A 24,041-nucleotide genomic window follows, 5' to 3' on the forward strand; every position below is an offset into this window, starting at 1 on the left:
GTCACGGACGGGAACGCGCCGGGGTCCTCCGACGGCGAGGCCGCGCCCGGGCGGCGGACTGCCCGCGGGCGCGACCTCGTGGTGCGTGCTTCAGGGCTGCAGGGCCCGGACGGCGGCGGCGAACGCGTCCCCGCGCTCACCGTAGTTGGTGAACATGTCCATCGAGGCGCAGGCCGGTGCCAGCAGGACGGTGTCGCCCTTCTCGGCGGCGGCGGCCGCGGCCGCGACGATCGCGGTCATCGCCCCGGCGCCAGTCTGGCCCGGGGCCGGCTCGAAGACCGGGACCTGCGGGGCGTGTCGCTCCAGCGCCTCGCGGATCAGCTGCCGGTCCTGGCCGATCAGCACGGCGGCCCGCAGCCGGGGGGCGGCGGCGGCGACCAGCTCGTCGAAGGTGGCGCCCTTGGCCAGGCCGCCGGCGATCCACACCACCGGCCGGTAGGCCGCCAGCGAGGCGGCGGCGGCGTGCGTGTTGGTGGCCTTGGAGTCGTCGACGTAGCCGACGCCGTCGATCTCGGCGACGTGCGCGATCCGGTGCGCGTCGGGCGTGAAGGCGCGCAGCCCGTCCCGGACGGCCTTGGCGTCCACGCCGTAGGCGCGGGCCAGCGCGGCGGCGGCCAGCGCGTTGGCGACGTTGTGCGGGGCGGGCGGGCGCACGTCGGCGACGGTGCCGAGCTCGGCGGCGGCGTTGGCCCGGTCGGCGACGAAGGCCCGGTCGACCAGCAGGCCGTCGACCACGCCGAGGTGGGAGACGGCGGGGGCGTCCAGGCCGAAGCCGATCGCCCGGCAGCCCTCCTCGACGTCGGCCTCGCGGACCAGCGCCTCGGTGGCCGGGTCGGCCAGGTTGTACACGCAGGCGACCTGGTTGCCCTGGTAGATCCGGCCCTTGTCGGCGGCGTACGCCTCCATCGAGCCGTGCCAGTCGAGGTGGTCGGGCGCCAGGTTGAGCACCGCGCCGGAGTGCACCCGCAGCGAGGGCGCCCAGTGCAGCTGGTAGCTGGAGAGCTCGACGGCCAGCACGTCGTACGGCTCCGCGGCGAGCACCGCGTCCAGCACCGAGACGCCGACGTTGCCGACGGCGGCGGTGCGCCTGCCCGCGGCGGTGAGGATCGAGGCCAGCATCTGGACGGTGGTGGTCTTGCCGTTGGTGCCGGTGACGGCCAGCCAGGGGGCGGGCTCGCCGGTGGCGGGGTGCGGGGTGCGCAGCCGCCAGGCGAGTTCGACGTCGCCCCAGACCGGGACGCCGGCCGCGGCGGCGGCGGTGAACAGCGGGCTGTCGGGGGCCCAGCCGGGCGAGGTGACGATCAGGGCGGTGCCGTCCGGCAGGCTCGCGCCGTCGCCGAGGCGGACGGCGACGCCCTGCTCGGTGAGGGCGGCGGCCTTGGCGGCGAGGCCGGGGCCGTCGCCGCCGTCCACCACGGTGACGTGCGCGCCGAGCCCGTGCAGGACGCGGGCGGCGCTGACCCCGGAGAGGCCGAGTCCTGCGACGACGACCGGAAGGCCGGCCCACTCCGGGTTGTTCATCCGGTCACCCACCCCGCGTAGAAGAGTCCGAGTCCGACGGCGACGCACAGGCCCTGGATGATCCAGAACCGGACCACGATCAGGACTTCGCTCCAGCCCTTGAGTTCGAAGTGGTGCTGGAGCGGCGCCATCTTGAAAACGCGCTTGCCGGTCATCCGGAACGACCCGACCTGGATGATCACCGAAAGGGTGATGATCACGAACAGGCCGCCGAGGATGGCGAGCAGCAGCTCGGTGCGCGAGACGATGGCCAGGCCGGCCAGCGCGCCGCCGAGGGCCAGCGAGCCGGTGTCGCCCATGAAGATCTTCGCGGGCGAGGTGTTCCACCACAGGAAGCCGAAGCAGGAGCCCATCAGGGCGGCGGCGACCACGGCGAGGTCCAGCGGGTCGCGGACGTCGTAGCAGGAGGCGGTGGCCTTGATCGCGTAGGCGCAGTTCTGGCCGTGCTCCCACAGCCCGATGAAGGTGTAGGCGCCGAAGACCATCACCGAGGCGCCGGTGGCCAGGCCGTCCAGGCCGTCCGTCAGGTTCACGCCGTTCGACATCGCGGCGATCATGAAGTAGGCCCAGATGACGAACAGCACCGGGCCGATCGCCCACTTGAAGTCCTGCACGAAGGACAGGTGGTCGGAGGCCGGGGTCAGGCCGCGGCTGTCGCTGAACTGCAGGGCCAGGATGGCGAAGGCGAGGGCGACGAAGGACTGGCCGAGCAGCTTCGCCTTGGCCCGCAGGCCCAGCGAGCGGCGCTTGACCACCTTGATGTAGTCGTCCAGGAAGCCGACCAGGCCCAGGCCCGTGGTCAGGAACAGCACCAGCAGGCCGGAGGCGGTGGGCATTTCGCCCGTTATCGCCTTGGTCCCGAAGTAGGCGATCAGTGTCGCCAGGATGAAGGCGATGCCGCCCATGGTGGGCGTGCCGCGCTTGCTGTGGTGCGCCTTGGGGCCGTCGTCGCGGATGTACTGGCCGTAGCCGTGCTTGGCGAGCAGCTTGATCAGGGCGGGGGTGCCGAGCAGGGTCAGCACCAGGCCGATCATGCCGGAGAAGAGGATCTGCTTCACTTCGCGGCACCGTCCGCGAGCAGCGCCTCGGCGACCTTCTCCAGACCCACCGAACGGGAGGCCTTCACCAGGACCACGTCCCCCGGCCGCACCTGACTGCGCAGCAGCTCGATCGCCGCGTCCGCGTCGGACACCAGCACCGACTCCTCACCCCACGAACCTTCGTTCCTCGCGCCCAGTTCCATCCGGGCCGCCTCGCGTCCGCCGACCGCCACCAGCTTGGTGATGTCGAGCCGTACCACGAGCCTTCCGATGGTGTCGTGCTCGTCGAGGCTGTCCTCGCCGAGCTCCCGCATCTCACCGAGCACCGCCCAGGTGCGGCGGCGCTCCGGGCCGGTGCCCGCCATCGTCGCGAGGGTCCGCAGCGCGGCCCGCACGGACTCCGGGTTCGCGTTGTAGGCGTCGTTGACGACGGTGAGGCCATCGGCCCGGTCGACCACCTCCATGCGCCAGCGGGACAGCGCACCCGCCTCGCTGAGTGCTTCGGCGACGCGGTCGACGGGCATCCCGAGCTCCACCGCCACCGCTGCGGCGGCGAGGGCGTTCGAGACGTGGTGCTCACCGTACAGGCGCAGCCACACGGGTGCGGAACCGGCCGGGGTGCTGAGCGTGAACTGCGGCCTGCCGGTGGCGTCCAGGCGAACGTCGGTGGCCCGGACGTGGGCGTCCGGGGACTCGCCGAACAGCACCACCCGGGCCTTGGTGCGGCTGCTCATCGCGCGCACCAGCGGGTCGTCGGCGTTGAGGACGGCGACGCCCTCGGGCGAAAGGGCCTCCACCATCTCGCCCTTGGCCTCGGCGATCGCCTCGCGGGAGCCGAACTCGCCGAGGTGGGCGGTGCCGATGTTGAGGACGAGTCCGACGGTGGGCGGGGTGATGCCGGTCAGGTACTCGATGTCGCCCTTGTGCCGGGCGCCCATCTCCATCACCAGGTGACGGGTGGTCGGGGCGATCCGCAGCGCGGTCAGCGGGTGGCCGATCTCGTTGTTGTGCGAACCGGCCGGGAAGACCGTCTCGCCGTGCTCGGAGAGCAGTTGGCCGATCAGGTCCTTGGTGGAGGTCTTGCCGGCCGAGCCGGTCAGGCCGACGATCCGCACCCCGTCCGCGCGGGCCACCACGGCGCGGGCGAGCCGGCCGAGCGCGACCACCACGTCGTCCACCAGGATCGCGGGCACGCCGACGGGCCGGGTGGCGAGCACCGCGACCGCGCCGTCGGCGACGGCCTTCGCGGCGAAGTCGTGGCCGTCGACGCGCTCGCCGGCCACGCACACGAACAGGCCGCCGGGCTCGATCTGCCGGTTGTCGGTGACCACCGCGCCGGTGATCGGCGCCTGCGGGTCCGCGCCGTCGAGCGTCCCGCCGACGGCCTGCGCGGCCTCGGCCAGGGTGAGAGAGATCATCGCTCCGCCTCCATCAGCTGCTCAATCGCGACCCGCAACACCTGGCGGTCGTCGAACGGGCGGACCTCGCCCTTCACGTACTGGCCCAGTTCGTGGCCCTTGCCGGCCACCAGCACGGTGTCCCCGGTGTGGGCCCGGGCGACGGCCAGGGCGATCGCCTCGCCCCGGTCGGGGACGGCGAGCACCTCGCCGCGCTCCTCCTCGGGCACCTCGGCGGCACCGGCCAGCATGGTGGCCAGGATCGCCAGCGCGTCCTCGGAGCGCGGGTTGTCGCTGGTGAGGACGGCGGTGTCGGCGAGCCGGGCGGCGATCGCGCCCATCGGCCCGCGCTTGTACGGGTCGCGGTCGCCGCCGCAGCCGACCACCACGTGCAGCCGGCCCTTGGTGACCTCGCGCAGCGAGGCGAGCACGGCGCTGAGCGCGTCCGGCTTGTGGGCGTAGTCGACCACGGCGACGTAGTCCTGCCCGGCCTCGACCTTCTCCAGCCGGCCGGGCACCCCGGCCACCGCGGCCACGCCCGCCACCGCGGCGTCCAGGTCGATCCCGGCGGTGACCAGCGCGGTGATCGCGCCCAGCGCGTTGGCGACGTTGAACGGGCCGGGCAGCGGCACCGCGGCGTCGGCCTGCTCGCCGTTCGGGCCGAGCACCCGGAACGTCGAGCCGGACGGGCCGAGTTGGACGTCGACGGCGCGCCAGTCGGCGGCCGGGTCGCCGGACGCGGAGAAGGTGGTCATCGGGATGCGGGCCTCGCCGGCCAGCCGGCGGCCGTAGGAGTCGTCCCGGTTGGCGACGCCCCGGCGGGACTTGCCCTCCTGGAAGAGCCGGGCCTTGGCCCGGTAGTAGTCCTCCATGTCGGGGTGGAAGTCGAGGTGCTCGGGCGTCAGGTTGTTGAACAGCGCGACGTCGTAGACCACGCCGTCGGTGCGGCCGTACACCAGCGCGTGGCTGGAGACCTCCATCACCACCGCGTCGGCCCCGGCCTCGCGCATCACGCCGAGCACGGCGTGCAGTTCGGTGGCCTCGGGGGTGGTGCGCTCGGACTTGATCCGCTCCTCGCCGACCCGCATCTCGACGGTGCCGATCACGCCGGGCAGCCGGCCGGCCCCGCGCAGGCCGCCCTCCACCAGGTAGGAGGTGGTGGTCTTGCCGTTGGTGCCGGTCAGGCCGATCATCAGCATGCTCTCGCTGGGCGCCCCGTAGACCGCGGCGGCCAGCGGGCCCATCGCCTCGCGCGGGCTGTCCACCACCAGCAGCGGGACGCCGGCGCCGGCGGCCAGTTCGGCCCCGGCCGGGTCGGTGAGCACCGCGACCGCGCCGGACGCCGCCGCGCCGGCGGCGAACGCCGCGCCGTGGTGGTTGGCCCCGGGGAAGGCCACGTAGACGTCGCCGGGGCGCACCGCCCGGGAGTCGTGGGTGACGCCGGTGACCTCGGGGCCCTCCTGGGGGGCCAGGCCGAGCAGCCGGGCCGCCTCGGCGAGGGGCAGCGCCGCGGTGCGGCGGGGGCGGGGGGAGCTCGCGGGGGTTTGATCGGGTTTCGGCACGGCCGGAAGGCTATCGGCCCCGCGCCCCCCGGGGCCAAACCGGGCCTGCTCCGTGACGCTGCTCACAGGGCGCTGCGCGCGCCGGGGGGTGTCGCTCATCTCAGGGTTTCCAGTCGACGGGCAGGTTCGGCGCCTCGCTGCCGCTCGGCGGGACCTGGAGGGTCTTGAGGGTGAACTCCATCACCTGCTTGAAGACGGGCCCGCACAGCTGCCCGCCGAAGTGCCCGTTGACCGGGTCCTGGATGACGCAGGAGACCGTCACCCGGGGCTGGTCGGCGGGCGCGAAGCCGATGAAGGAGGCGGTGTACCCGGAGTACTTGCCGGTCTTCGGGTCCACCCGGTTGGCGGTGCCGGTCTTGCCCGCCACCCGGTAGCCGGGGATCTTCGCGGTGGTGCCGGTGCCCTGCTCGTCGGTGACGACGGACTCCAGCATCTCGGTCAGCGTCTTGGCGGTGCGCTCCGAGACCACCCGGTTCTGCGCCCCGGCCGCCGCGGGCGTGAAGGCGCCGTCCGGGCCGGTGGTCCCGGCCAGCAGACCGGGGGCGACCCGGACGCCGCCGTTGGCGATGGTGGAGAACACCGAGGTGGCCTGCAGGGCGTTCACCGACAGGCCCTGGCCGAACGGGATGGTGTACTGCTGCGAGCCGCTCCAGTCCTCGGGCTTGGCCAGGATGCCGCGGGTCTCGCCGGGGAAGCCCAGGCCGCTGGGCTTGCCGATGCCGAACCGGTCCAGGTAGTCGGCCAGCACCTTGTTGGACTCGGCCTGGGTGGCGCCCAGGTGCTCGGCCGCCTCGATGGTGCCGATGTTGGAGGACTTGGCGAGCACGCCCGCCAGGGTCAGGTACCAGGTCTCGTGGTCCACGTCGTCGTGGAACACCCGGTCCGAGCGCTGGAGCGTGTTGGGCACCTCGACGTGGGTGTCCCAGTCGGCCTTGCCGGTGTCCAGCACCGCCGCCATGGTCATCAGCTTCGCGGTCGAGCCGGGCTCGTACGCGTCCTGGAGGGCCGGGTTGCCGAGCTGGTCGGCGCGGGCCGAGGAGAGGTCGTTCGGGTCGAAGCCGGGCGAGGAGGCCATCGCCAGCAGCTGCCCGGACTTCACGTCCTGGACGATCACGTAGCCCTTCTCCGCCCCGGCGTTGGCGACCTGGTCGGTGATGGCCCGCTGGGCGGCCCACTGGACGTCGGGGTTCACGGTCAGCCGCAGGTCGGTGCCGGGCACCGGGTCCTGCCGGGCGCCGCCCGCGGTGGCGACCCGGTTGCCGCCCGCCGAGGCGTACGTGGAGTGGCCGTCCTGCCCGGCCAGCAGCTGCTGGTACTGGAGCTCCAGGCCGCCGGTGCCGACGCCCTCCGCGTTGACGAAGCCGACCAGGTTGGCGCCCAGGCCGCCCGCCGGGTAGCTGCGCCGGGTCGACTGCTCCCAGAACATCCCGGCCAGCGGGTTGACGCAGGCCGCGTCCAGGAACTGCCGGCCGCCCTTGTCGGCGGGCTTCTTGAGCAGCTGCACCTGGGCGCGGCAGGCCGCGGTGTCCACCTGCTTGGTGAGCGAGGACTTCAGGTCGGCGATCTGGTTCTTCGCCTCCGGGGTCTGCCGGGCCATCACCAGCGCGTACTGGCTCTTCGGGTTCTTGCTGTTCAGGTGCAGCTTCTCGGCCAGCTTCTCCTTCGGCTGCCCGAGGATCGGCGCGAGCAGCGCCGCGGCCTGCTCCGGCGCGTCCGGCAGGTGGGTGGCCTCCGGGGTGAACATGGTCGGGTCGGCGGTGATGTCGTACGCGTCGACCGAGGTGGCCAGCACGGTGCCGTCCGCGGCGGTGATCGAGCCGCGCTCGGCGGGCAGCGCCACCCGCACGTACTTGTTGGCGCCCGCGGCGGCGGCCAGCGCGTCGGAGTCCAGCAGCTGCAGCTGCACCAGCCGGCCCGCGAAGATCGCGAACACCAGCAGCAGGGAGACCGTCACCAGCCGCAGCCGGCGGCGCGGATCGGCCAGCTTGATGGTCCGCGACCCGGACGGGGCGGGGCGGCGCGGCGCGGCCGGGCGGCGGGCCGGGCGGGTGCCCGGGCGCGGCGGGGCGACCTCGCGGTGCCCGGCGGCGCGCGGCCGGGCCGGGCGGGCGGGGGCGCCGTCGGCGGCGCGGCGCGGTTCGGCGACCCGGCGGCGCGGCGGCTGCTGCTCGGTGGGGCGGCGGCGCGGCGGCTGTTCGGCGGGGCGGCCCGAACCGGCCCGGCCGGCGGCGGAGCGGCCCGAGCCGGAGCCGGGCGGGGTGCGGCGCGGGCGGGGCGCGTCCCCGGGCGGGCGGCTCACCGCTGCGCCCCGGCGGACGGGCTGCCCGAGGGGCTGCCGGACGGGCTGCCGGAAGGACTGCCGGACGCGGCACCGGCCGGCGGGGCGGGCGCGAGGTCGATGCCCGGGTCGCCGGGGCTCGGGCTCGCGCCGGGCGAGGCGGCCGGGTCGGAGGGCGCGGCGCTGCTGGGGCGCGGCACCGGCGGCTTGTCCTCGGCGGCCCTGGCCTTGCCGGTGACCGAGCCGTCCGGGTTGAGGAAGACCGGGTCGCCGCCGGCCACCATGCCGAGCTCGCGGGCCCGCCGCTCCAGCGCGTCGGGCGCGGACTGCTCGGCGATCTGCTGCTGCAGGGTCTGCTGCTGGTCGGTGGCCTCGGTGGTCTGCCGCTTGAGCCGGGAGAGGGTGAACGATCCTTCGTTCAGGGCGGTGTTGAGCATCAGCAGGCCGAGCAGCCCGGCCGACAGCAGGGTGACCACCAGCACCGCGAACGGGGTGCGCCCCCGCATCGAGCGCGCTCCGGGCCGGACGGTGATCCGCGCCCTGCCCCCCTGCCCGGGGACGCTCCCCCGGGTCCGCTCGCCGGCCACCGGCACCGCTCCACTCCCCTTCGCTCCGCTGCTCCCGGCGGCTGGCTACCTCCGGGTCCGTCTGATCCTCTCCGCCACGCGCAGCCGTACGGGCGCGGCGCGCCGGTTCTCCTCGATCTCCTCCTCGGTGGCCAGTTCGGCACCGCGGGTGAGCAGTTTCAGCCAGGGCTGGAGCTCCTCGGGGATCACCGGCAGGCCCGGCGGGGCGGTGGAGGTCGCGCCCGCCTGGAGGTACTGCTTGACCAGGCGGTCCTCCAGCGACTGGTAGGACATCACCACGATCCGGCCGCCCACCGCCAGGGCGTCCAGCGCGCCGGGGACGGCCCGGTCCAGCACCTCCAGCTCGCCGTTGACCTCGATCCGCAGCGCCTGGAAGGTCCGCTTGGCCGGGTTGCCGCCGGTGCGCCGGGTGGCCGCCGGGATGGCGTTGCGGACCAACTCCACAAGACGAGCGCTGGTGGTGAACGGTTCCCGCTCGCGTTCCCGCAGAACGGCGGAGGCAATCTTCCCGGCGAACCGCTCCTCGCCGTACACCTTGAGGATGCGGGCCAGGTCGCCGTGGCTGTAGGTGTTGAGGACCTCGGCGGCGGAGATGCCGCGGGTCTGGTCCATCCGCATGTCCAGCGGGGCGTCCTGGGCGTAGGCGAAGCCGCGGTCGGCCTCGTCCAGCTGCATCGAGGAGACGCCGAGGTCGAACAGCACGCCCTGCACCTCGGGGACGTCCAACTCGTCCAGGACGCGCGGGATCTCGTCGTACACGGCGTGCACCAGGGTGGCCCGGTCGCCGAACCGGGCCAGCCGGGCGGCGGAGAGCTCCAGGGCGCGCGGGTCGCGGTCGACGGCGATCAGGCGGACGTCCGGGAAGCGGGTCAGCAGGGCCTCGCTGTGGCCGCCCAGGCCCAGGGTGGCGTCCACCACGACGGAGCCGGGCGCCGAGATCGCCGGGGCCAGGGCGTCCAGGCAGCGCTCCAGCATCACCGGGATGTGCCGGGGGGCGGGGCTGTCGGTACTCATACGGGGGCGGGGCCCTTCCTCAGGTGCGGTGTGGCCGGGCCATTCTCGCGCACCGGGCCGGCCGCGCCGCACACCGCCCGTGGTCCCCGCCCGCTCGCTCGGGGAAGGAGCGACCGCCCGGCACCGGGGAAGGTGCGCCAGGTGGGCACGGAGCGGGAGGAGGCCGCGGGCTGCGTGCGGGACGGCCGGCCCGGCGCGGAGAGCGGCCCGACCGCCCGTCCGCCGGGCGCCGTCCGCCGTGCTCCACTGCGCCTGCAGCCTATCGTCCGCGCCCCGTCAGTCAACGTTCCGCTCCAGCGCACCACCCGGCCGGCGGTATCGGTTCGCGCAGGTCGGACGGGCGGCCGGGCCGCCCGGGGGCCGGGGCGCGAGGGCGGGCCCCCGCGCCGGGTGAACCGGGGCGGAGCCGTCCGAACGGGCCCGGGGGCCGGGACCGCGGCGGTGCACCGCTCCGGGCACCCGCGCCGCGGTGGACGCCGGCGTCCGGCGGGTGCGCACCCCGCCGTTCCCGCCGCGCACCGGCGGCGTCCGGGGCTCCGGGTCCGACCTGCGCACCGGCCCGCTGCGGGAGATCCGCCGGGGCCGGGCGAAACCGCCCGGGCCGGCCGCTCGTCCCAAACCGGGACAGCCTTCGCGTCTCGCCCGGCCGGGTGACTTCTGGCCGTGGGACAGGGAAGAATGCGCCAGGTATTCGGGGTGGGCCGGGCTCGAACCAGCCGCCCGGCGACTGTGCAACATGGGAGCGTACGGGTGACGACGATCAGCGGGCAGGGCACGGACCAGCCGGAGCCGGACCGGTACGACCGGCGGGAACCGACCGGTCTGGCGGAGCTGGCGGCGGTGGTCGACCGGGTCCGGAAGTCCGTGGAGAGCGTGATCGAGGGCAAGCCGGAGGCGATCCGGATCGCCCTGACGGTGCTGCTCGCCGAGGGCCACCTGCTGCTGGAGGACGTACCCGGCGTCGGCAAGACCATGCTCGCCAAGACGCTGGCCCGCTCGGTGGACTGCACGGTCCGCCGGATCCAGTTCACCCCGGACCTGCTGCCCTCCGACGTCACCGGCACCAACGTGTTCGACCAGCACCAGCGGGACTTCGAGTTCCGGCCCGGCGCGATCTTCGCCCAGATCGTGGTCGGCGACGAGATCAACCGGGCCTCGCCGAAGACCCAGTCCGCGCTGCTGGAGTCGATGGAGGAGCGCCAGGTCACCATCGACGGCACCACCCACGAGCTGCCCTCGCCGTTCATGGTGATCGCCACCCAGAACCCGGTCGAGATGGAGGGCACCTACGCCCTGCCCGAGGCCCAGCGGGACCGCTTCATGGCCCGGATCTCGATCGGCTACCCCAGCGCCGAAGCCGAGTTCGCGATGCTCGACCTGCACTCCGCGGCCAACCCGCTGGACGACCTCCAGCCGGTCGCGCACGCCGCCGACCTGCTCAAGCTGATCGACCTGGTGAAGACCGTCTACGTGGCCGACCCGGTCCGCCGCTACGCCGTCGACCTGGTCGCCGCCACCCGCACCACCTCCGAACTGCGGCTCGGCGCCTCCCCCCGGGCCACCCTGCACCTGGTCCGGGCGGCCCGCGCGCACGCCGCCCTGGACGGCCGCGACTACGTGCTCCCGGACGACATCCAGGCGCTCGCCGTCCCGGTGCTGGCCCACCGCCTGCTCCCCACCTCGGAGACCCAGCTGAGCCGCCGCACGGTCGAGCAGGTGGTGCTCGACCTGGTGGCCCGACTGCCCATCCCGCGCCCGCAGGGCCGCTGAGGTGGCGCGCCCCGCCCGCGCCTCCGGGGTGCGCGCCGCGCTGCGCGGACTGACCACCCGGGGGCGCTCCTTCCTCGCGGCCGGCGCGACCGCCGCGGTCTGCGCGTTCGTGTTCGGCCAGACCGCGCTGCTCCAGGTCGGCGTGCTGCTGGCGGCGCTCCCGCTGGCCGCCGCCGCGCTGCTGGTGCGCACCCGCTACCGGGTGGCCTCCGGCCGCCGGCTCAGCCCGCAGCGGGCCGCGGCCGGGCAGGAGGCCCGGGTGCACCTGCGGCTGGACAACGTCTCCCGGGTGCCCACCGGCCTGCTGCTGCTGGAGGACAAGGTCCCGTACGTGCTGGGCCCGCGCCCGCGCTTCGTGCTGGACCGGGTCGAGCCGCGCGGCTTCCGCGAGGTGTCCTACCGGGTCCGCTCCGACCTGCGCGGGCGCTACCCGCTGGGCCCGCTCCAGCTGCGGCTGTCCGACCCGTTCGGGATGTGCGAGCTGACCCGCGCGTTCAGCGCCGCCGACGTGCTGACCGTCGTCCCGCAGGTCCAGGACCTGCCGCCGGTCCGGCTGCCCGGCGAGTCCGGCGGGCAGGGCGACTCCACCACCCACACCCTGGCGCTGGCCGGCGACGACGACGTCATCCCGCGCGAGTACCGGCACGGCGACGACCTGCGCCGGGTGCACTGGAAGTCCACCGCCCGGTACGGCGAGCTGATGGTCCGGCGCGAGGAGCAGCCGCTGCAGGCCCGCGCCACCGTGCTGCTGGACACCCGGGAGGCGGCGCACCGCGGCTCCGGCCCGGCCTCCTCGTTCGAGTGGGCGGTGTCCTGCGCCGCCTCGGTCGCCGTCGACCTGGTGCAGCGCGGCTACCGCACCCGGCTGCTCACCGACACCGGCTTCTCGGTGCCCGGCCAGGGCGCCGGCGGCGGGGCGGGCGCCGCCGAGTCCGTCGGCCTGCTGCTGGACGCGCTGGCCGTGGTCGAGCACTCCGACGGCGGCACCCTGGCCCGCGCCGAGGAGGTGCTCCGGCTGGGCGGCGAGGGCCTGCTGGTCGCGGTGGTCGGCGAGCTCGACGAGGAGCAGGTCGAGCGGCTGGCCCGGCTGCGCCGCCGCACCGGCGGCGCCGTCGTCCTGCTGCTGGACACCGGCACCTGGTCGGGCCTGCGGCACCTCTTCCCGGAGAGCGCGGACGAGCCGGCCGCCGCCCGGGTCGCCCGGCTGCGCGAGTCCGGCTGGACGGTGCTCCCGGTCCGGGCCGGGGACTCGCTGCCCGCGCTGTGGCGGGCCGCGGACCGCACCCAGAACACCACCGTTCCCTACCGAGACGAGGTCGGCGCGTGACCACCCGGGCCAAGTTGACGCTCTGCGCGGCCCTGGCCACCGCCCTGGCGGCGCTGTGCCTGTCCCCGCTGTTCCAGGACCCGTTCGCGCTCGCCCCGCACGGCCTGCTGCTGATCGCCGTCACGGCCGGCGCCGGGGCCGGGCTGCGCGCCCTGCCGCTGCCCCGGGCGCTGGTGCCGCCGCTGCAACTGCTGGTCGTGCTGTACGTGCTGATGCTCACCACCGTGCAGTCCTCGATGAGCTTCGGCGTGCTGCCCGGCCCGGGCGCCCTGGACGCGGTCTCCACGCTGCTGAGCAGCGGCGGCGACGACATCCAGGCGTACGCGATCCCGGCCCCGGCCAGCGACGGCCTGCGGCTGATCGTGGTCGGCTCGGTCGCCCTGGTGGCCGTCCTGGTCGACACCCTGGCGGTCACCTACCGCCGGGCCGCCGCCGCGGGCCTGCCGCTGCTGGCCCTGTACTCGGTCTCCGGCGGCCTGGCCGACTCGCCCGGCGGCATGTGGCTGTGGTTCCTGTTCGGCGCCGCGGGCTTCCTGGCCCTGCTCTACACCGAGGGCCAGGACCGGCTCACCCGCTGGGGCCGGGTCTTCCACGGCGCCGGCCGCTCCGCCACCGCGCTGTCCAACGGCGGCCGCCGGATCGGCGTGATCGCGCTGGCCGCCGCCGTGCTGGTGCCGGTGTTCGCCCCCGCGGTCGGCCCCGGCCTGTTCGGCGGCCTGGGCGGCCACGACGGCGCGGGCGGCGGCAGCGGGAGCGGCAAGGGCGACGAGCGCTCGCTCAACCTGGTCGTCGCGCTCACCGCCAACCTGCGCTCCAACGACGACACCCCGCTGCTGAGCTTCTCCACCGACGCGCCCGACGCCGACCAGCTCTACCTGCGGATCGCCGCGCTCAGCGAGTTCAACGGCCAGGAGTGGCTGCCCGGCCAGCAGAGCCCCCAGGCGCTGCCCACCACCATGCCCGCCCCCGAGGGCCTGGCCCCGAACCTGCCCACCACCTCGGTCCGCACCAAGGTCACCGTCTCCGAGCAGCTGAGCACCGCCTGGCTGCCGATGCCGTACCCGATGTCCTGGCTGGAGCTGCCGAACACCGCGGACTGGCGCTTCGACCCGCAGGGGCGCACCGTCAGCGGCATCAACGGCCAGAAGAGCAAGGGCCTGACCTACTCGGTCGGCTCGGTCGACGTCAACGCCACCGCCGCCCAGCTGCGCTCCGCCGGCCCGGCCCCCGACGACATCGCCAAGCGCTACCTGGACCTGCCCGCCAACCTGCCGTCCGTGGTGGCCGACACCGCCCGGGACGTCACCAGGGGCAAGGACACCCCGTACGACCGGGCCGTCGCCCTCCAGCAGTACTTCACCAGCGGCGGCTTCACCTACAACACCAAGATCGACGCCCGCACCGGGCCGGACGCCATCGCCAAGTTCCTCCAGGACAAGGAGGGCTTCTGCGTGCACTTCGCCGCCACCATGGCCGCGATGTCCCGCTCGCTGGGCATCCCCGCCCGGGTCGCGATCGGCTTCACCCCGGGCACCGGCAACGGCACCGACCGGGTGGTCCGCAGCTCCAACTACCACGCCTGGCCCGAGCTGTACTTCAGCGGCTACGGCTGGATGCGCTTCGAGCCCACCCCGAACCGGGGCAGCACCCCGCTGTACTCCGTCCAGCAGGCCGCCCCCACCAACACGCCCAGCGCCGCCCCCAGCAGCGCCGCGCCGACCGGGCAGCCCTCCGCCCAGCCGTCCTCCTCCAGCAGCTGCCCCCCGCAGCAGCAGCACCGGATCGGCGACTGCGCCGACGAGGCCGCGCTGACCGTGCACCGGGACACCTCGGCGCCCTGGTGGCGGAGCTGGCCGGCCCTGCTCACCGCCGCCGCCGTCCTGCTGCTGCTGGCCGCGCTGGCCTTCCCGATGCTCTGGCGCACCAGGCTGCGCCGACGCCGCCTCGGCGCCGGCCGCCACCTGGCCGGCGCGGACGGGCCGCGGCTCACCGACGAACAGGTGCTCGCCGCCTGGGCCGAACTCGTCGACTCCGCCTGGGACCTGGGCATCCCCCCGGACGAGGCCCGCACCCCGCGCGGCGCCGCCCGCCGGCTCGCCGAGGACGCCCGCCTCGACCCCGACGCCGCGGCCGCCGCGGGCCGGGTCGCCCTCGCCACCGAGCGCGTCATGTACGCCCGCGAGTCCGACGCGCCCGCCCACCTCGGCGGCGACGTCCGCACCGCCCGCGCGGCCCTGCTGGTCCGGGCCACCCGCGCCCGCCGGCTGCGCGCCCTGCTGCTGCCCGCCTCCGCGGTGCGCCTGTGGTGGCGCGCCCAGGACCGCGCGGCGGCCCGCCGGGAGCGCACCGCCGAACGGGTGGCCGCGCTCCGGGCGGCCGTGGCCGGGCCGTTCCGGCGCCTCGGCCGGAACGGCGGGAGCGGCAAGGACGCCGGGAACGGCAAGAGCGGCAAGAGCGGCGGGAACGGCAAGAGCGGCGGGAGCGCGAACGGCTGAGCGCCGGAGGGCGCACGCGCAAGGGTCCGCCCCGGGAGAGGAGCTCTCCCGGGGCGGACCCTTTCACGTTGCGTTTCCGGTCGCTGCTACAGGCCGCTCTGTTCGTCGCGGCGCCGCTGCCAGCGCTGTTCCATTCGGTCCATGACGCCGGTCTTCCGGCGTGGCGGTGGCGCCTGCCGTGGACCGTGCCCGGCCGGGCCGCGCCGCCACGCGGTGACCGCGAGGACCGCACAGCCAAGCATGACCAGGAACCCGACGACACTGACCCAGATGACCTGCGTGACCAGGCCGCCCATGAGCAGCGCGATGCCCGCCACGAACCCCGCCACGGCCAGGTAGACCCGCCGACGGGTGTAGGTGCGCAGGCCGGTTCCCTCGAGCGCTGACGCGAACTTGGGATCTTCGGCGTACAGCGCTCGCTCCATCTGCTCGAGCAGTCGCTGCTCGTGCTCCGAGAGCGGCACGGAGTCCTCCTACTCGTCGGTCGCGGGGCGACCGGTCCGCCACCCCTGGCTCGGGCCTGTGTGGTCCATATGCCCCACCGGTCTGGCCGTCATGCTTACCGGCTTTACCCAGATCATACGGTCCACGGCCCTGGTTCGGCGTGGTCAATCAGGCGTGGCTGGGGCCACCGCGGCGGCGGTCCCACCACTGCAACGAGCGGACCCCCTCCTTGGTGCCCCCCGACCCGGATCAGATCGCCTCGGCGAGCAGGTGCAGCTGGGTGGCGACGGCGTGGAAGGCGGGCTGTTCGGCGGCCGCGAGTTCGAGCTTGAGCAGGGCGTCGAGCGCGCCGGGCTCGGTGTCGACCAGGACGCCGGGCACCAGGTCGGCGAAGACCCGGATGCCGTGCACGGAGGTGACCCGCAGCCCGGCCGCGGCGGCCAGCTCGTCCAGCTGCTCGCCGGTGAAGCGGCGCGGCATCGGGTCGCCCGCGCCCCAGCGGCCGTCGGCGGCGTCCAGCGCGGTGCGGGCCTCGGTGAACTGGCCGGCCACCGCGCGGGCCAGCACCGCGCCGTTGCGGTTGGCGGCGAGCAGGCTGACCAGCCCGCCCTTGCCGAGGGTGCCGACCAGGTTGCCGAGCGCCTCGGCCGGGTCGTCGACGACCTCCAGGACGCCGTGGCAGAGCACCGCGTCGACCGAACCGGCCGGGACCAGCTCGGGCAGCGTCTGCGCGTCGCCCTGGACGGCCCGGACCAGCTCGGTGACCCCGGCCTCGGCGGCCCGGCGCTCCAGCGCGAACAGCGCGTCCGGGCTCGGGTCGACCACCGTGACCCGGTGGCCCAGCCTGGCCACGGGCACGGCGAAGTTGCCCGTGCCGCCACCGGTGTCGACGACCTCCAGCACCGGCCGCCCGAGCTCGGCGGAGCGCCGCTCCAGCGCCTCCCGCACCACCTCCCACACCACGGCGGTACGCAGCGCACTGCGGGGACGAGTCGGATACAAGGCGGCACCCCTCTAAGCAGGTTCTTCCACGGCGGGAACGCCTCCACCTTATCCGCCGGGGCCGGGCGGATCAGGGGCGGCGCGGACGCCGGGGCGCCGGGTGCCGGGTCAGGGGTGCAGGGCCAGGATCCGCTCCACGATGCGCAGGTACAGGGCGGTGTTGCGGATCAGGTCGTCCGCGTCCCGCGGCCCGGCGGCGCCGGTGATGCCGGCCTCGGCGGCGGCCCGGCGGCGGGCCCCGGCCGCGAAGTAGGCCGCCCACTCCGCGAGTTCGGGGGCGACCTCGGGCAGCAGCTCCCAGGCCGGGCGGATCGCCTGGCGGCGGCGCGGGTGCCGCACCGGGCGGCCGCGGACGGCGAGCACGGCGGCGGTGGCCCGCAGCGCGGCGAGGTGGGCGGTGGCGTAGCGCTCCAACGGATCCTGCCGGCCCCGGGCGTGCACCAGGGTGCGGTGCGCGTGCCGGAGCAGTTCCAGCGCGGCGGGCGAGGCCGTGCTCCGGCGCAGCACCGGGTGGACGTCCCCGGCGCGGCCGGCGGGCAGGGTGGGCTGTTCGACGGTGGGCCGCTCGGATCGCTCGGGCCGTCCCGTCCGCTCCGCCCGTTCGGCGGCGGGGCGGCGGGCGGCGGGTCGCTCGGCGGAGAACTGGTCGGCGGCGGATTGATCGACGGCAGGGCGGGCGACAGGCTCAGGACGACTGATGGTCATGGGTCTCCCCCGTTCACTCCGGACCTTTGCCCGAACCGGTCGGTCCGCGCATGCATCCATCGTGAACGGGGGGTGTGACAACGCGGAACCCCCCGGTTCCGCGGGGCCCCGCCCCCGTCCCGCCGTCCCCGTCCGGCCGGCCCGCCCGGAACTCCCCCCGCGAGGGGCCCGGAGGGGGAGGGGACCGGGCTCCGCCGCCCCGTGTCGGCGGTGCCCGGCCCCCTCGCTCCGGCCGTTGGTCGCGCCCCGGGCCTGTGGTGCGGACCGCCGTTCCCCCTGGTCGGCGGCCTGCCCCGGGCGCTCCCGGGCGGCGCCGCCCGGCGGCGGCCTTCCCGGTGCGCACCACTCTGCCGCCGGCCGGGGCCGGCGGGTATCCGCGTAGGTACTCAACCGGCGATCTGAGTACGGATACTCAGCCCCCGCCGTCGGCGAACCCTGCCGCCCGGTCGGAGCGGCCGGGTACGGTGGCCGGGTCCCGTCCGAGGTCCGGGCGGGCACGGGAAGGGGGGCCGCCGTGGAGGCCGTTCCGCTGATCTTCACCAGCGGCTGGGCGAGCGGGATCAACGCCTACGCCGTGGTGCTGCTGCTGGGCCTGTTCGGCCGCTTCGGCGGGGCCGACTCGGTACCGCCCGCCCTGGAGCGCACCGACGTGCTGATCGCCGCGGGCGTGCTGTTCCTCTGCGAGGCGGTCCTGGACAAGATCCCCTACGTGGACAGCATCTGGGACGTGGCCCACACCTTCGTCCGCCCGGTCGCGGGCGCGACGGTGGGCGCCCTGCTCGCCGCGCACGACCCGGGCTCGCTCGGCGAGGTCGCCGCCGGCGCCCTCGGCGGCACCACCGCGCTGCTCAGCCACGGCGTCAAGGCGGGCCTGCGGATGGCCGTCAACACCTCCCCCGAACCCGCCTCGAACATCCTGCTCAGCCTCACCGAGGACCTCTCCGTCGCCGGCCTGGTCACCCTCGCCGTCTTCCACCCCTGGCTCGCCGCCTCCACCGCCGCGGTCCTGCTCGCCCTCGGCCTCCTGATCGTCTGGTTCGCCGTCTCCCGCATCCGCCGCTTCTGGCTCCGCCGCCGCGAACGCCGCCGGGCCCGGATGGCCGCCGCCTGACCGGCAGGGCCTGCCCGGCACGGCGCCGGCACGGCCGGGGAACGCCTGCGGCGGGCAGTCGAACAGGGCCGAAAACCGCCCTCCGGCCGCGAGGCTCCGGGCGAGCCCGGACCGCGGCCGCCCGGCCGGGGCGGGTGTGGGCGGGCGGTGGACGGGGGTGCGGGGGCGCATAGGATCTGCTGCCATGGCTCGGATCATCGTCGTCGGTGCAGGGATGGGCGGTCTGGCCGCCGCTTCGCGGTTGGGTGCGTCGGGGCACCGGGTGGTGGTGCTGGAGGCGGCGGGAACGTACGGGGGGCAGGTGGGGGCGTACCGGCGGGAGGGGTTCGGGTTCGACACCGGGCCGGGGCTGCTCGCGTTGCCCGCCGTGTACCGGGACCTGGCGTTGAAGACCGGGCGGGAGCCGCTGGAGGAGCTGGTCGGGTTGCGGCCGGTGGACCCGGAGAGCCGGCACCTGTTCCCGGACGGGACGGAGCTGGTGCTGCCGAACGCCTCCCGGGGCGGGGTGGGGCAGGCGTTGGACGCCGCGTTCGGGGCGGGGGCGGGCGCGCGCTGGGGCGAGTTGGTGAACCGGGGGCGGACGGTGTGGGAGGCGACCCGGCGACCGCTGCTGGAGGAGCCGCGTCCGGCGGTGGACCCGGTCGACCCGTACCCGGTGCCGCCGCGCCGCGGGCTGGCCCGGCTGCTGCCGCGCGGGCGGCACACCCTGGCCGACGCGGCCCGCGAGCTGGGCGGCGGCCCGGGCCCGGCCGCGCTGCTGGGCGAGTACGCGCTGCGGTACGGCCTGGACCCGCGGTCCGCGCCCGCCTCGGCCACGGTGCTGCCGTACATGGAGCAGTCGTTCGGCGTCTGGTACGTGGACGGCGGGCTGCGGGCGCTGGCCGACGCGGTGTTCGCGCGGTGCGGCGCGCGCGGGGTGGAGTTCCGCTTCGGCACCCCCGTGCGGGCCCTGGAGTCCGACGGCGGCCGGGTGGTGGGCGTGCGGACGGACGAGGGGGTGCTGGCGGCGGACGCGGTGCTCTCCGCCGTCCCGGGCCTGGGGGTCGCCGAGCCGGCCGCGCCCGCGCCGGGGCGGTTCACGGTGCTGCTGGCACTGGACGGCGCCCGCCCGGCCGGCACCGCGCACCGCACCGTGGTGCACGCCGCGGACGGTGCGGCCGAGGCCCGGGCGGTGTTCACCGAGCGGGCGCTGCCGTCCCGCCCCACCGTGCAGGTGCTGCGTCCGGACGACCCGGCGCTGGTCCCGGGGCCGGACGCGGAGGCCGTCGTGCTGACCGTCACGGTGCCCGCCGGCCTCGCCCTCACCGAGGCCGAACGGGACGCCTACGCCGGGGAGTTGCTCGACCACCTGGCCGCCGCGGGCCTCGACCTGCGGCCCCGGCTGCGCTGGCGGGAGACCCGGCTGACCGGCTCGGTGCCGGTGCCCTCGCTGGCGGGCGGGCACCTCGCGCAGGCCAACCGGCCGGGCCCGCCGGGCCTGTACCTGATCGGCGCGCACGCCCACCCGGGCGGCGGGCTGGCCCGGGTCGGGATGTCCGCCTCGATCACCGCCGGGCTGGTCGGCCCGGCCTGACGGTGCGTCAGTACTGCTGCTGGTAGTACCAGTTCTGGTCCTGCGGCTGCTGCTGGGGCTGCGCCTGCTGCGGGATGTGGGGCTGCTGGTACTGCTGCTGGGTGTACGGGTCCTGGTAGACCGGCTGGCCGTACTGGTCGTAGCCGATCAGCTGCCACTGCGGCTGCTGCGGCTGCTGGTACTGCGGTTGCGGCTGGTACTGCGGCTGGGCGGCCCACTGCTCCTGGTGGCCGTAGCCGTGGCCGGGGTCCTGCTGCTGGTAGCCGTACCCCTGCTGCGCCTGCCCGTACTGGGGCTGCTGCGGGACCTGGTAGGCGCCCGGGTCGTCGGCGTAGACGCCCGCGTCGAGCTGCTGGAACTCCTCGTAGGCGGCGGACCGCCCGTCGAGGGGCTCGAACGGCTCGAACGGCTCGTCCTCGACCGGGCCGACCTCGCCGACCGGCACGACCGGTTCCGGTACCGCCGCGGCGGCGGCCGGCGCGCCGGTGGCCGCGGCCAGCAGCGGGACCTTCGCCAGCGGGCCGGGCAGGGCGCCGTCGGGGCGGCGCAGCGACCAGCCGACCGGGCGGCCGCGCTTGACCGAGCCGGTCACCCTCACCTGGCCGAGCGCGAACGCGGCGGCGCCCGCCGCTATCACCGGCAGCGAGGAGGTGCGCATTCCGGCGACCACGCCGAGGAAGCCGAGCAGGGCGAGCGCCCGCCAGTGCAGCGGGGCCCGGTGCTGGAGCAGGAGTTCGGCGGTCAGCCAGAGCGCGACCAGGGCCAGCGCACCGTAGAGGAGCAGGTATCCGATGCCCATCCCGCAACCTCCAGACGCCACCCTCACCGCGCGGTTGCGGGCGACTGTACAGCCTCCGGGCGAACACCACCTCATCCCGGACCGCACCGTTCGCGCACCGGCCCGGCGGCCCGGCGCCGGGCTCGCGGCGGCCGGGCGCTCAGCGGGTGTGCAGGCCCAGGTTCTGGTAGATCTCCAGCGTCGAGGTGGAGTGGTTGAGTGTGATGAAGTGCAGGCCCGGGGCGCCCTCCGCGAGCAGGCGCTCGGCCATCGCGGTGGCGTGTTCGAGGCCGACCGCGCGGACCGCGGCCGGGTCGTCGGCGGCGGCCTCCAGCTTGCGCCGGAAGTCGACCGGGAAGTCGGAGCCGGACAGCTGCGGGAAGCGCACCAGTTGGCGGATGTTGGTGACCGGCATGATCTCCGGGATGATCGGCGTCTCGCAGCCCGCCGCGGCGACCCGGTCGCGCAGCCGCAGGTAGTCCTCGACCTCGAAGAACATCTGGGTGATCGCGTAGTCCGCGCCGGCCCGGCACTTGGCGACGAAGTGCCGGATGTCCTCGTCCCAGTCGGCCGAGCGCGGGTGCATCTGCGGGAACGCGGCGACGCCCACGCAGAAGTCGCCGATGTCCCTGATCAGTTCGACCAGTTCGGCGGCGTAGCTGACGCCCTCGGGGTGGCGCACCCACTCGCCCATCGGGTCACCGGGCGGGTCGCCGCGGACCGCGAGCACGTTGCGCACGTTCTGGTCGGCGTACTGGCCGATGATGTTGCGCAGTTCGGCGACCGAGTGGTCGACGGCGGTGAGGTGGGCGACCGGGGTCAGGGTGGTCTCGGTGGCGATCCGGCCGACCAGGTCGACGGTGCGGCCGCGCGAGGAGCCGCCCGCGCCGTACGTCATGCAGACGAAGTTCGGCTCCAGGCACTCGACCCGGCGGATCGCGTCCCAGAGCCTGCGCTCGCCCTCCTCGTTGCGGGGCGGCATGAACTCGAAGGAGAAGGAGCGGTCGCCTGCCGCCAGCAGGTCGCGCACAGTTTGCGCGCGGTCGCTTCTGGTGGAGGGAATCCCGAGTGCCATGCAGGCAGGTTAGCCGTCGGCGGCGCGGCCCGGACAAACGACGTCCAGAAACTGAGACGGGACTTGAGATTTCCGGCCAGCCGGCTCCGGCGCCGCGGAGCACCGCCTGGAGCACCGCCCGGAGCGCGGGTCGCGGCGGGGTGAGGGCGGGGGTCGCGGCGGGGTCGCGGCGCGGGTGGGACGGGGCACCCGGGCGCGCGCGTTAATCTGACTGTCAGCCTCTTGATCCGGAGTCCCAGGTGCCCTCCTCCATCCGTCTCCCCCGCAACCCCGTCGACGCGGAGGACGTGCGCGACCGCGTGAACGACGCGCTCGGCGTGTTCATGGCCGAGCGGACGGCCCTGCTCTCCGGCATCTCCGACCAGCTCGGACCGGTCGCCGACGCGCTGCGCGACTTCCTGCTCGACGGCGGCAAGCGGCTGCGCCCCGCGTTCTGCTACTGGGGCTGGCGCGCGGCCGGCGGCGGCGCCGACGAGCCCGGCATCGAACGGGCGGCGGCCGCGCTGGAACTGCTCCAGGCCAGCGCCCTGGTGCACGACGACCTGATGGACCGCAGCGACACCCGGCGCGGCCTGCCCGCCGTCCACCGCCGCTTCGAGAACCTGCACCGGGCCGGCGGCTGGCGCGGCGACCGCGAACAGTACGGGGCGTCCGCCGCGGTGCTGCTCGGCGACCTGCTGCTGATCTGGTGCGACGAGCTGTTCCAGCGCTCCGGGCTGCCCGCCGCCGCCGTGTCGGCCGCCAAGCCCGCCTTCGACCTGATGCGCACCGAGGTGATGCTCGGCCAGTACCTGGACGTGCTGGAGCCGGTCGCGGGCGACTCCACCGACGCCGGGGCGCTGGAGCGGGCCCGCACCGTCCTGCACTACAAGTCGGCGAAGTACACCATCGAGCGCCCGCTCCAGGTCGGCGCGCTGCTGGCCGGCGCCGGGCCGGACCTGGTGGACGCCCTCGGCGGCTTCGGGCTGCCGCTCGGCGAGGCGTTCCAGCTCCGTGACGACCTGCTGGGCGTCTTCGGCGACCCCGCCGTCACCGGCAAGCCGGCCGGCGACGACCTGCGCGAGGGCAAGCGCACCCTGCTGGTCGCGCACGCCATGCGCGGCCTGGGTCCGGCCGACGCCGCCCGCCTCGACGCCCGGCTCGGCGCGCCCGGCCTGGACGCCGAGGAGATCGCCGCCCTGCGCGACCTGATCACCCGCAGCGGCGCCCCCGCGCTCGTCGAGGCCCGGATCGACACGCTGCTCACCGAGGCCCTGGCCGCCCTCGACGCGGCCCCGATCGCCGACGGGCCGACCCGCGAGGTGCTCCGGGCGCTCGCCGACGCGGCGACGGTCCGCACGTACTGACGGGGCCGTCAGCCGGTCGGGCTCGGGCGCCCCCGCCACCAGCGGCGCGAGGCCAGCGCGGCCAGCGTGGCGCCGCCCGCGTTCAGCAGCACGTCGTCGACCGAGGAGACCCGGTCCAGCCGCAGCACGTACTGGGCGGTCTCCACCAGCACCGAACCGGCCGCACCCAGGGCCAGCACCCGCCACGCCGAAGCCAGCGCGGCGAACCGGACCGGGACGAGGAAGCCCAGCGCGGCGAACACCAGCAGGTTGCCGACCACCTGCGCCACCGCGGTGGCGGGCGGCCCGGCACCGACCACCTCCACGAGGTCGTGCAGCGGCACCAGGTTCACCCGGCGGCGCGGACCGCCCGGATCGGCCCCCGGCAGCAGGATCATCCACACCCACGGCACCGTGCCGTACACCATCCCCACCTCCGCCACCGCCGAACGCCGCGCCCACCCCGGCTCGGCCCCCGCGGCCCGACGGCGGCGGGCCGACCCCCAGGCCAGCAGGACGGCCGCCGGCAGGGCGGCGGCGGCCAGGAAGACGATCCCGTTGACCGTGCCGACCCAGCCGTCCCACCCGGCGTGGTGGTGACGGCCCAACGGCCGCTGGGCGAGGAAGGCGACAGCGGCTGCGCCGAGCAGCACCGGAACGAGCAGCACGATCCGGCGGGCACGGCGGACGGCGGGAGCGACGGGGTCCATGCCCGCACGGAGTACGAACGCCTCCGGCGCGGTTCCCGACCGGGAGCGGGACCACCCCGTGACGCCCGGATCTTGCCGAGGTGCCTCCCGACCCACGCAGTTCCCCGCGCCCCTGTCAGGGCACGGGGGTGTGGGGGTGCGGGGGTGCTTTCCCGGCCGCCCTCATACCGCGCGCAGCCCGCACGGAGTGCGAACGCCTCCGGCACGGCTCCCGGCGGGGGCGGGGTGGCCCCGTGACGCCCGGATCTTGCCGAGGTGCCTCCCGACCCACGCAGTTCCCCGCGCCCCTGTCAGGGCACGGGGGTGTGGGGGTGCGGGGGTGCTTTC

At 75.5% G+C, this 24,041-nt stretch carries 19 protein-coding genes; 6 read left to right on the plus strand and 13 right to left on the minus strand.

The window, feature by feature from the left end; translation table 11 throughout:
• Positions 1-90 precede the first annotated feature (90 nt).
• The 7 genes from murD to rsmH form a co-directional block, all read right to left on the minus strand.
• Positions 91-1,521 (minus strand): UDP-N-acetylmuramoyl-L-alanine--D-glutamate ligase, encoded by a 1,431-nt coding sequence (murD, locus tag ACIQVD_RS01625; RefSeq protein ID WP_400688408.1) that lies wholly within the window; start codon positions 1,519-1,521, stop codon positions 91-93.
• Positions 1,518-2,579, minus strand: a complete 1,062-nt coding sequence (mraY, locus tag ACIQVD_RS01630) for a phospho-N-acetylmuramoyl-pentapeptide-transferase (RefSeq protein WP_400688410.1) — start codon at positions 2,577-2,579, stop codon at positions 1,518-1,520. Before mraY ends, murD begins: the two co-directional genes overlap by 4 nt.
• Positions 2,576-3,979, minus strand: a complete 1,404-nt coding sequence (murF, locus tag ACIQVD_RS01635; RefSeq protein ID WP_402285266.1) for a UDP-N-acetylmuramoyl-tripeptide--D-alanyl-D-alanine ligase — start codon at positions 3,977-3,979, stop codon at positions 2,576-2,578. The genes mraY and murF overlap by 4 nt, the downstream gene beginning before the upstream one ends.
• Entirely contained in the window at positions 3,976-5,619 is a 1,644-nt protein-coding gene (locus tag ACIQVD_RS01640; protein WP_400688414.1) for a UDP-N-acetylmuramoyl-L-alanyl-D-glutamate--2,6-diaminopimelate ligase, read from the minus strand. The genes murF and ACIQVD_RS01640 overlap by 4 nt, the downstream gene beginning before the upstream one ends.
• A gap of 1 nt (position 5,620) precedes the next feature.
• A complete protein-coding gene (locus ACIQVD_RS01645; RefSeq protein WP_400688416.1) occupies positions 5,621-7,819 on the minus strand; it encodes a penicillin-binding transpeptidase domain-containing protein in 2,199 nt (732 codons plus the stop codon).
• Complete coding sequence (locus ACIQVD_RS01650; RefSeq protein ID WP_402285269.1) at positions 7,816-8,304, minus strand: cell division protein FtsL; 489 nt, start codon at positions 8,302-8,304, stop codon at positions 7,816-7,818. Before ACIQVD_RS01650 ends, ACIQVD_RS01645 begins: the two co-directional genes overlap by 4 nt.
• A 126-nt stretch (positions 8,305-8,430) precedes the next feature.
• Positions 8,431-9,399 (minus strand): 16S rRNA (cytosine(1402)-N(4))-methyltransferase RsmH, encoded by a 969-nt coding sequence (rsmH, locus tag ACIQVD_RS01655; RefSeq protein WP_400688420.1) that lies wholly within the window; start codon positions 9,397-9,399, stop codon positions 8,431-8,433.
• A gap of 822 nt (positions 9,400-10,221) precedes the next feature.
• Between rsmH and ACIQVD_RS01660 the strand changes: the two genes are divergently transcribed.
• Genes ACIQVD_RS01660 through ACIQVD_RS01670 form a run of 3 tightly spaced genes read left to right on the plus strand, consistent with a single transcriptional unit; the run spans position 10,222 to position 14,991 of the window.
• Positions 10,222-11,169 carry an AAA family ATPase gene (locus ACIQVD_RS01660; RefSeq protein ID WP_400688633.1) on the plus strand — a complete coding sequence of 316 codons (948 nt, stop codon included), beginning with the start codon at positions 10,222-10,224 and terminating at the stop codon, positions 11,167-11,169.
• Between the two features lies 1 nt (position 11,170).
• Positions 11,171-12,496, plus strand: coding sequence for a DUF58 domain-containing protein (locus tag ACIQVD_RS01665; RefSeq protein WP_402285272.1), 1,326 nt, complete (start codon positions 11,171-11,173; stop codon positions 12,494-12,496).
• Complete coding sequence (locus ACIQVD_RS01670) at positions 12,493-14,991, plus strand: transglutaminaseTgpA domain-containing protein (protein WP_402285274.1); 2,499 nt, start codon at positions 12,493-12,495, stop codon at positions 14,989-14,991. Before ACIQVD_RS01665 ends, ACIQVD_RS01670 begins: the two co-directional genes overlap by 4 nt.
• Positions 14,992-15,077: 86 nt before the next feature.
• Here ACIQVD_RS01670 and ACIQVD_RS01675 read toward each other — a convergent pair whose 3' ends face one another.
• The 3 genes from ACIQVD_RS01675 to ACIQVD_RS01685 form a co-directional block, all read right to left on the minus strand.
• Positions 15,078-15,455, minus strand: coding sequence for a DUF3040 domain-containing protein (locus ACIQVD_RS01675; protein ID WP_100835807.1), 378 nt, complete (start codon positions 15,453-15,455; stop codon positions 15,078-15,080).
• Between the two features lie 229 nt (positions 15,456-15,684).
• Positions 15,685-16,437 carry a methyltransferase domain-containing protein gene (locus ACIQVD_RS01680; RefSeq protein WP_282205465.1) on the minus strand — a complete coding sequence of 251 codons (753 nt, stop codon included), beginning with the start codon at positions 16,435-16,437 and terminating at the stop codon, positions 15,685-15,687.
• 108 nt (positions 16,438-16,545) lie between these two features.
• On the minus strand, positions 16,546-17,142 hold the full coding sequence (locus ACIQVD_RS01685; RefSeq protein ID WP_402285276.1) for an SAV_6107 family HEPN domain-containing protein: 597 nt from the start codon (positions 17,140-17,142) through the stop codon (positions 16,546-16,548).
• Positions 17,143-17,656: 514 nt separating this feature from the next.
• Here ACIQVD_RS01685 and ACIQVD_RS01690 point away from each other — a divergent pair.
• Both ACIQVD_RS01690 and ACIQVD_RS01695 read left to right on the plus strand, forming a co-directional pair.
• Positions 17,657-18,253 carry a DUF4126 domain-containing protein gene (locus ACIQVD_RS01690; RefSeq protein ID WP_402285278.1) on the plus strand — a complete coding sequence of 199 codons (597 nt, stop codon included), beginning with the start codon at positions 17,657-17,659 and terminating at the stop codon, positions 18,251-18,253.
• Between the two features lie 184 nt (positions 18,254-18,437).
• A complete protein-coding gene (locus tag ACIQVD_RS01695; protein ID WP_402285280.1) occupies positions 18,438-19,826 on the plus strand; it encodes a phytoene desaturase family protein in 1,389 nt (462 codons plus the stop codon).
• 7 nt (positions 19,827-19,833) lie between these two features.
• Here ACIQVD_RS01695 and ACIQVD_RS01700 read toward each other — a convergent pair whose 3' ends face one another.
• The gene (locus ACIQVD_RS01700; protein ID WP_402285282.1) at positions 19,834-20,625 is read right to left on the minus strand and encodes a hypothetical protein; all 792 of its coding nucleotides are present in this window, start codon (positions 20,623-20,625) and stop codon (positions 19,834-19,836) included.
• Positions 20,626-20,764: 139 nt separating this feature from the next.
• Positions 20,765-21,679 (minus strand): methylenetetrahydrofolate reductase [NAD(P)H], encoded by a 915-nt coding sequence (gene metF / locus ACIQVD_RS01705; protein WP_100835812.1) that lies wholly within the window; start codon positions 21,677-21,679, stop codon positions 20,765-20,767.
• A gap of 239 nt (positions 21,680-21,918) precedes the next feature.
• Here metF and ACIQVD_RS01710 point away from each other — a divergent pair, with 239 nt between their 5' ends.
• Positions 21,919-23,025, plus strand: a complete 1,107-nt coding sequence (locus ACIQVD_RS01710; protein ID WP_400688435.1) for a polyprenyl synthetase family protein — start codon at positions 21,919-21,921, stop codon at positions 23,023-23,025.
• A gap of 8 nt (positions 23,026-23,033) precedes the next feature.
• On the opposite strand, the gene ACIQVD_RS01715 is transcribed toward ACIQVD_RS01710, so the two are convergent.
• A complete protein-coding gene (locus ACIQVD_RS01715) occupies positions 23,034-23,714 on the minus strand; it encodes a VanZ family protein (protein ID WP_402285285.1) in 681 nt (226 codons plus the stop codon).
• Between the last annotated feature and the right edge of the window lie 327 nt (positions 23,715-24,041).

Source organism: Kitasatospora sp. NPDC090308 (assembly GCF_044769485.1).
Lineage (GTDB): Bacteria > Actinomycetota > Actinomycetes > Streptomycetales > Streptomycetaceae > Kitasatospora > Kitasatospora fiedleri.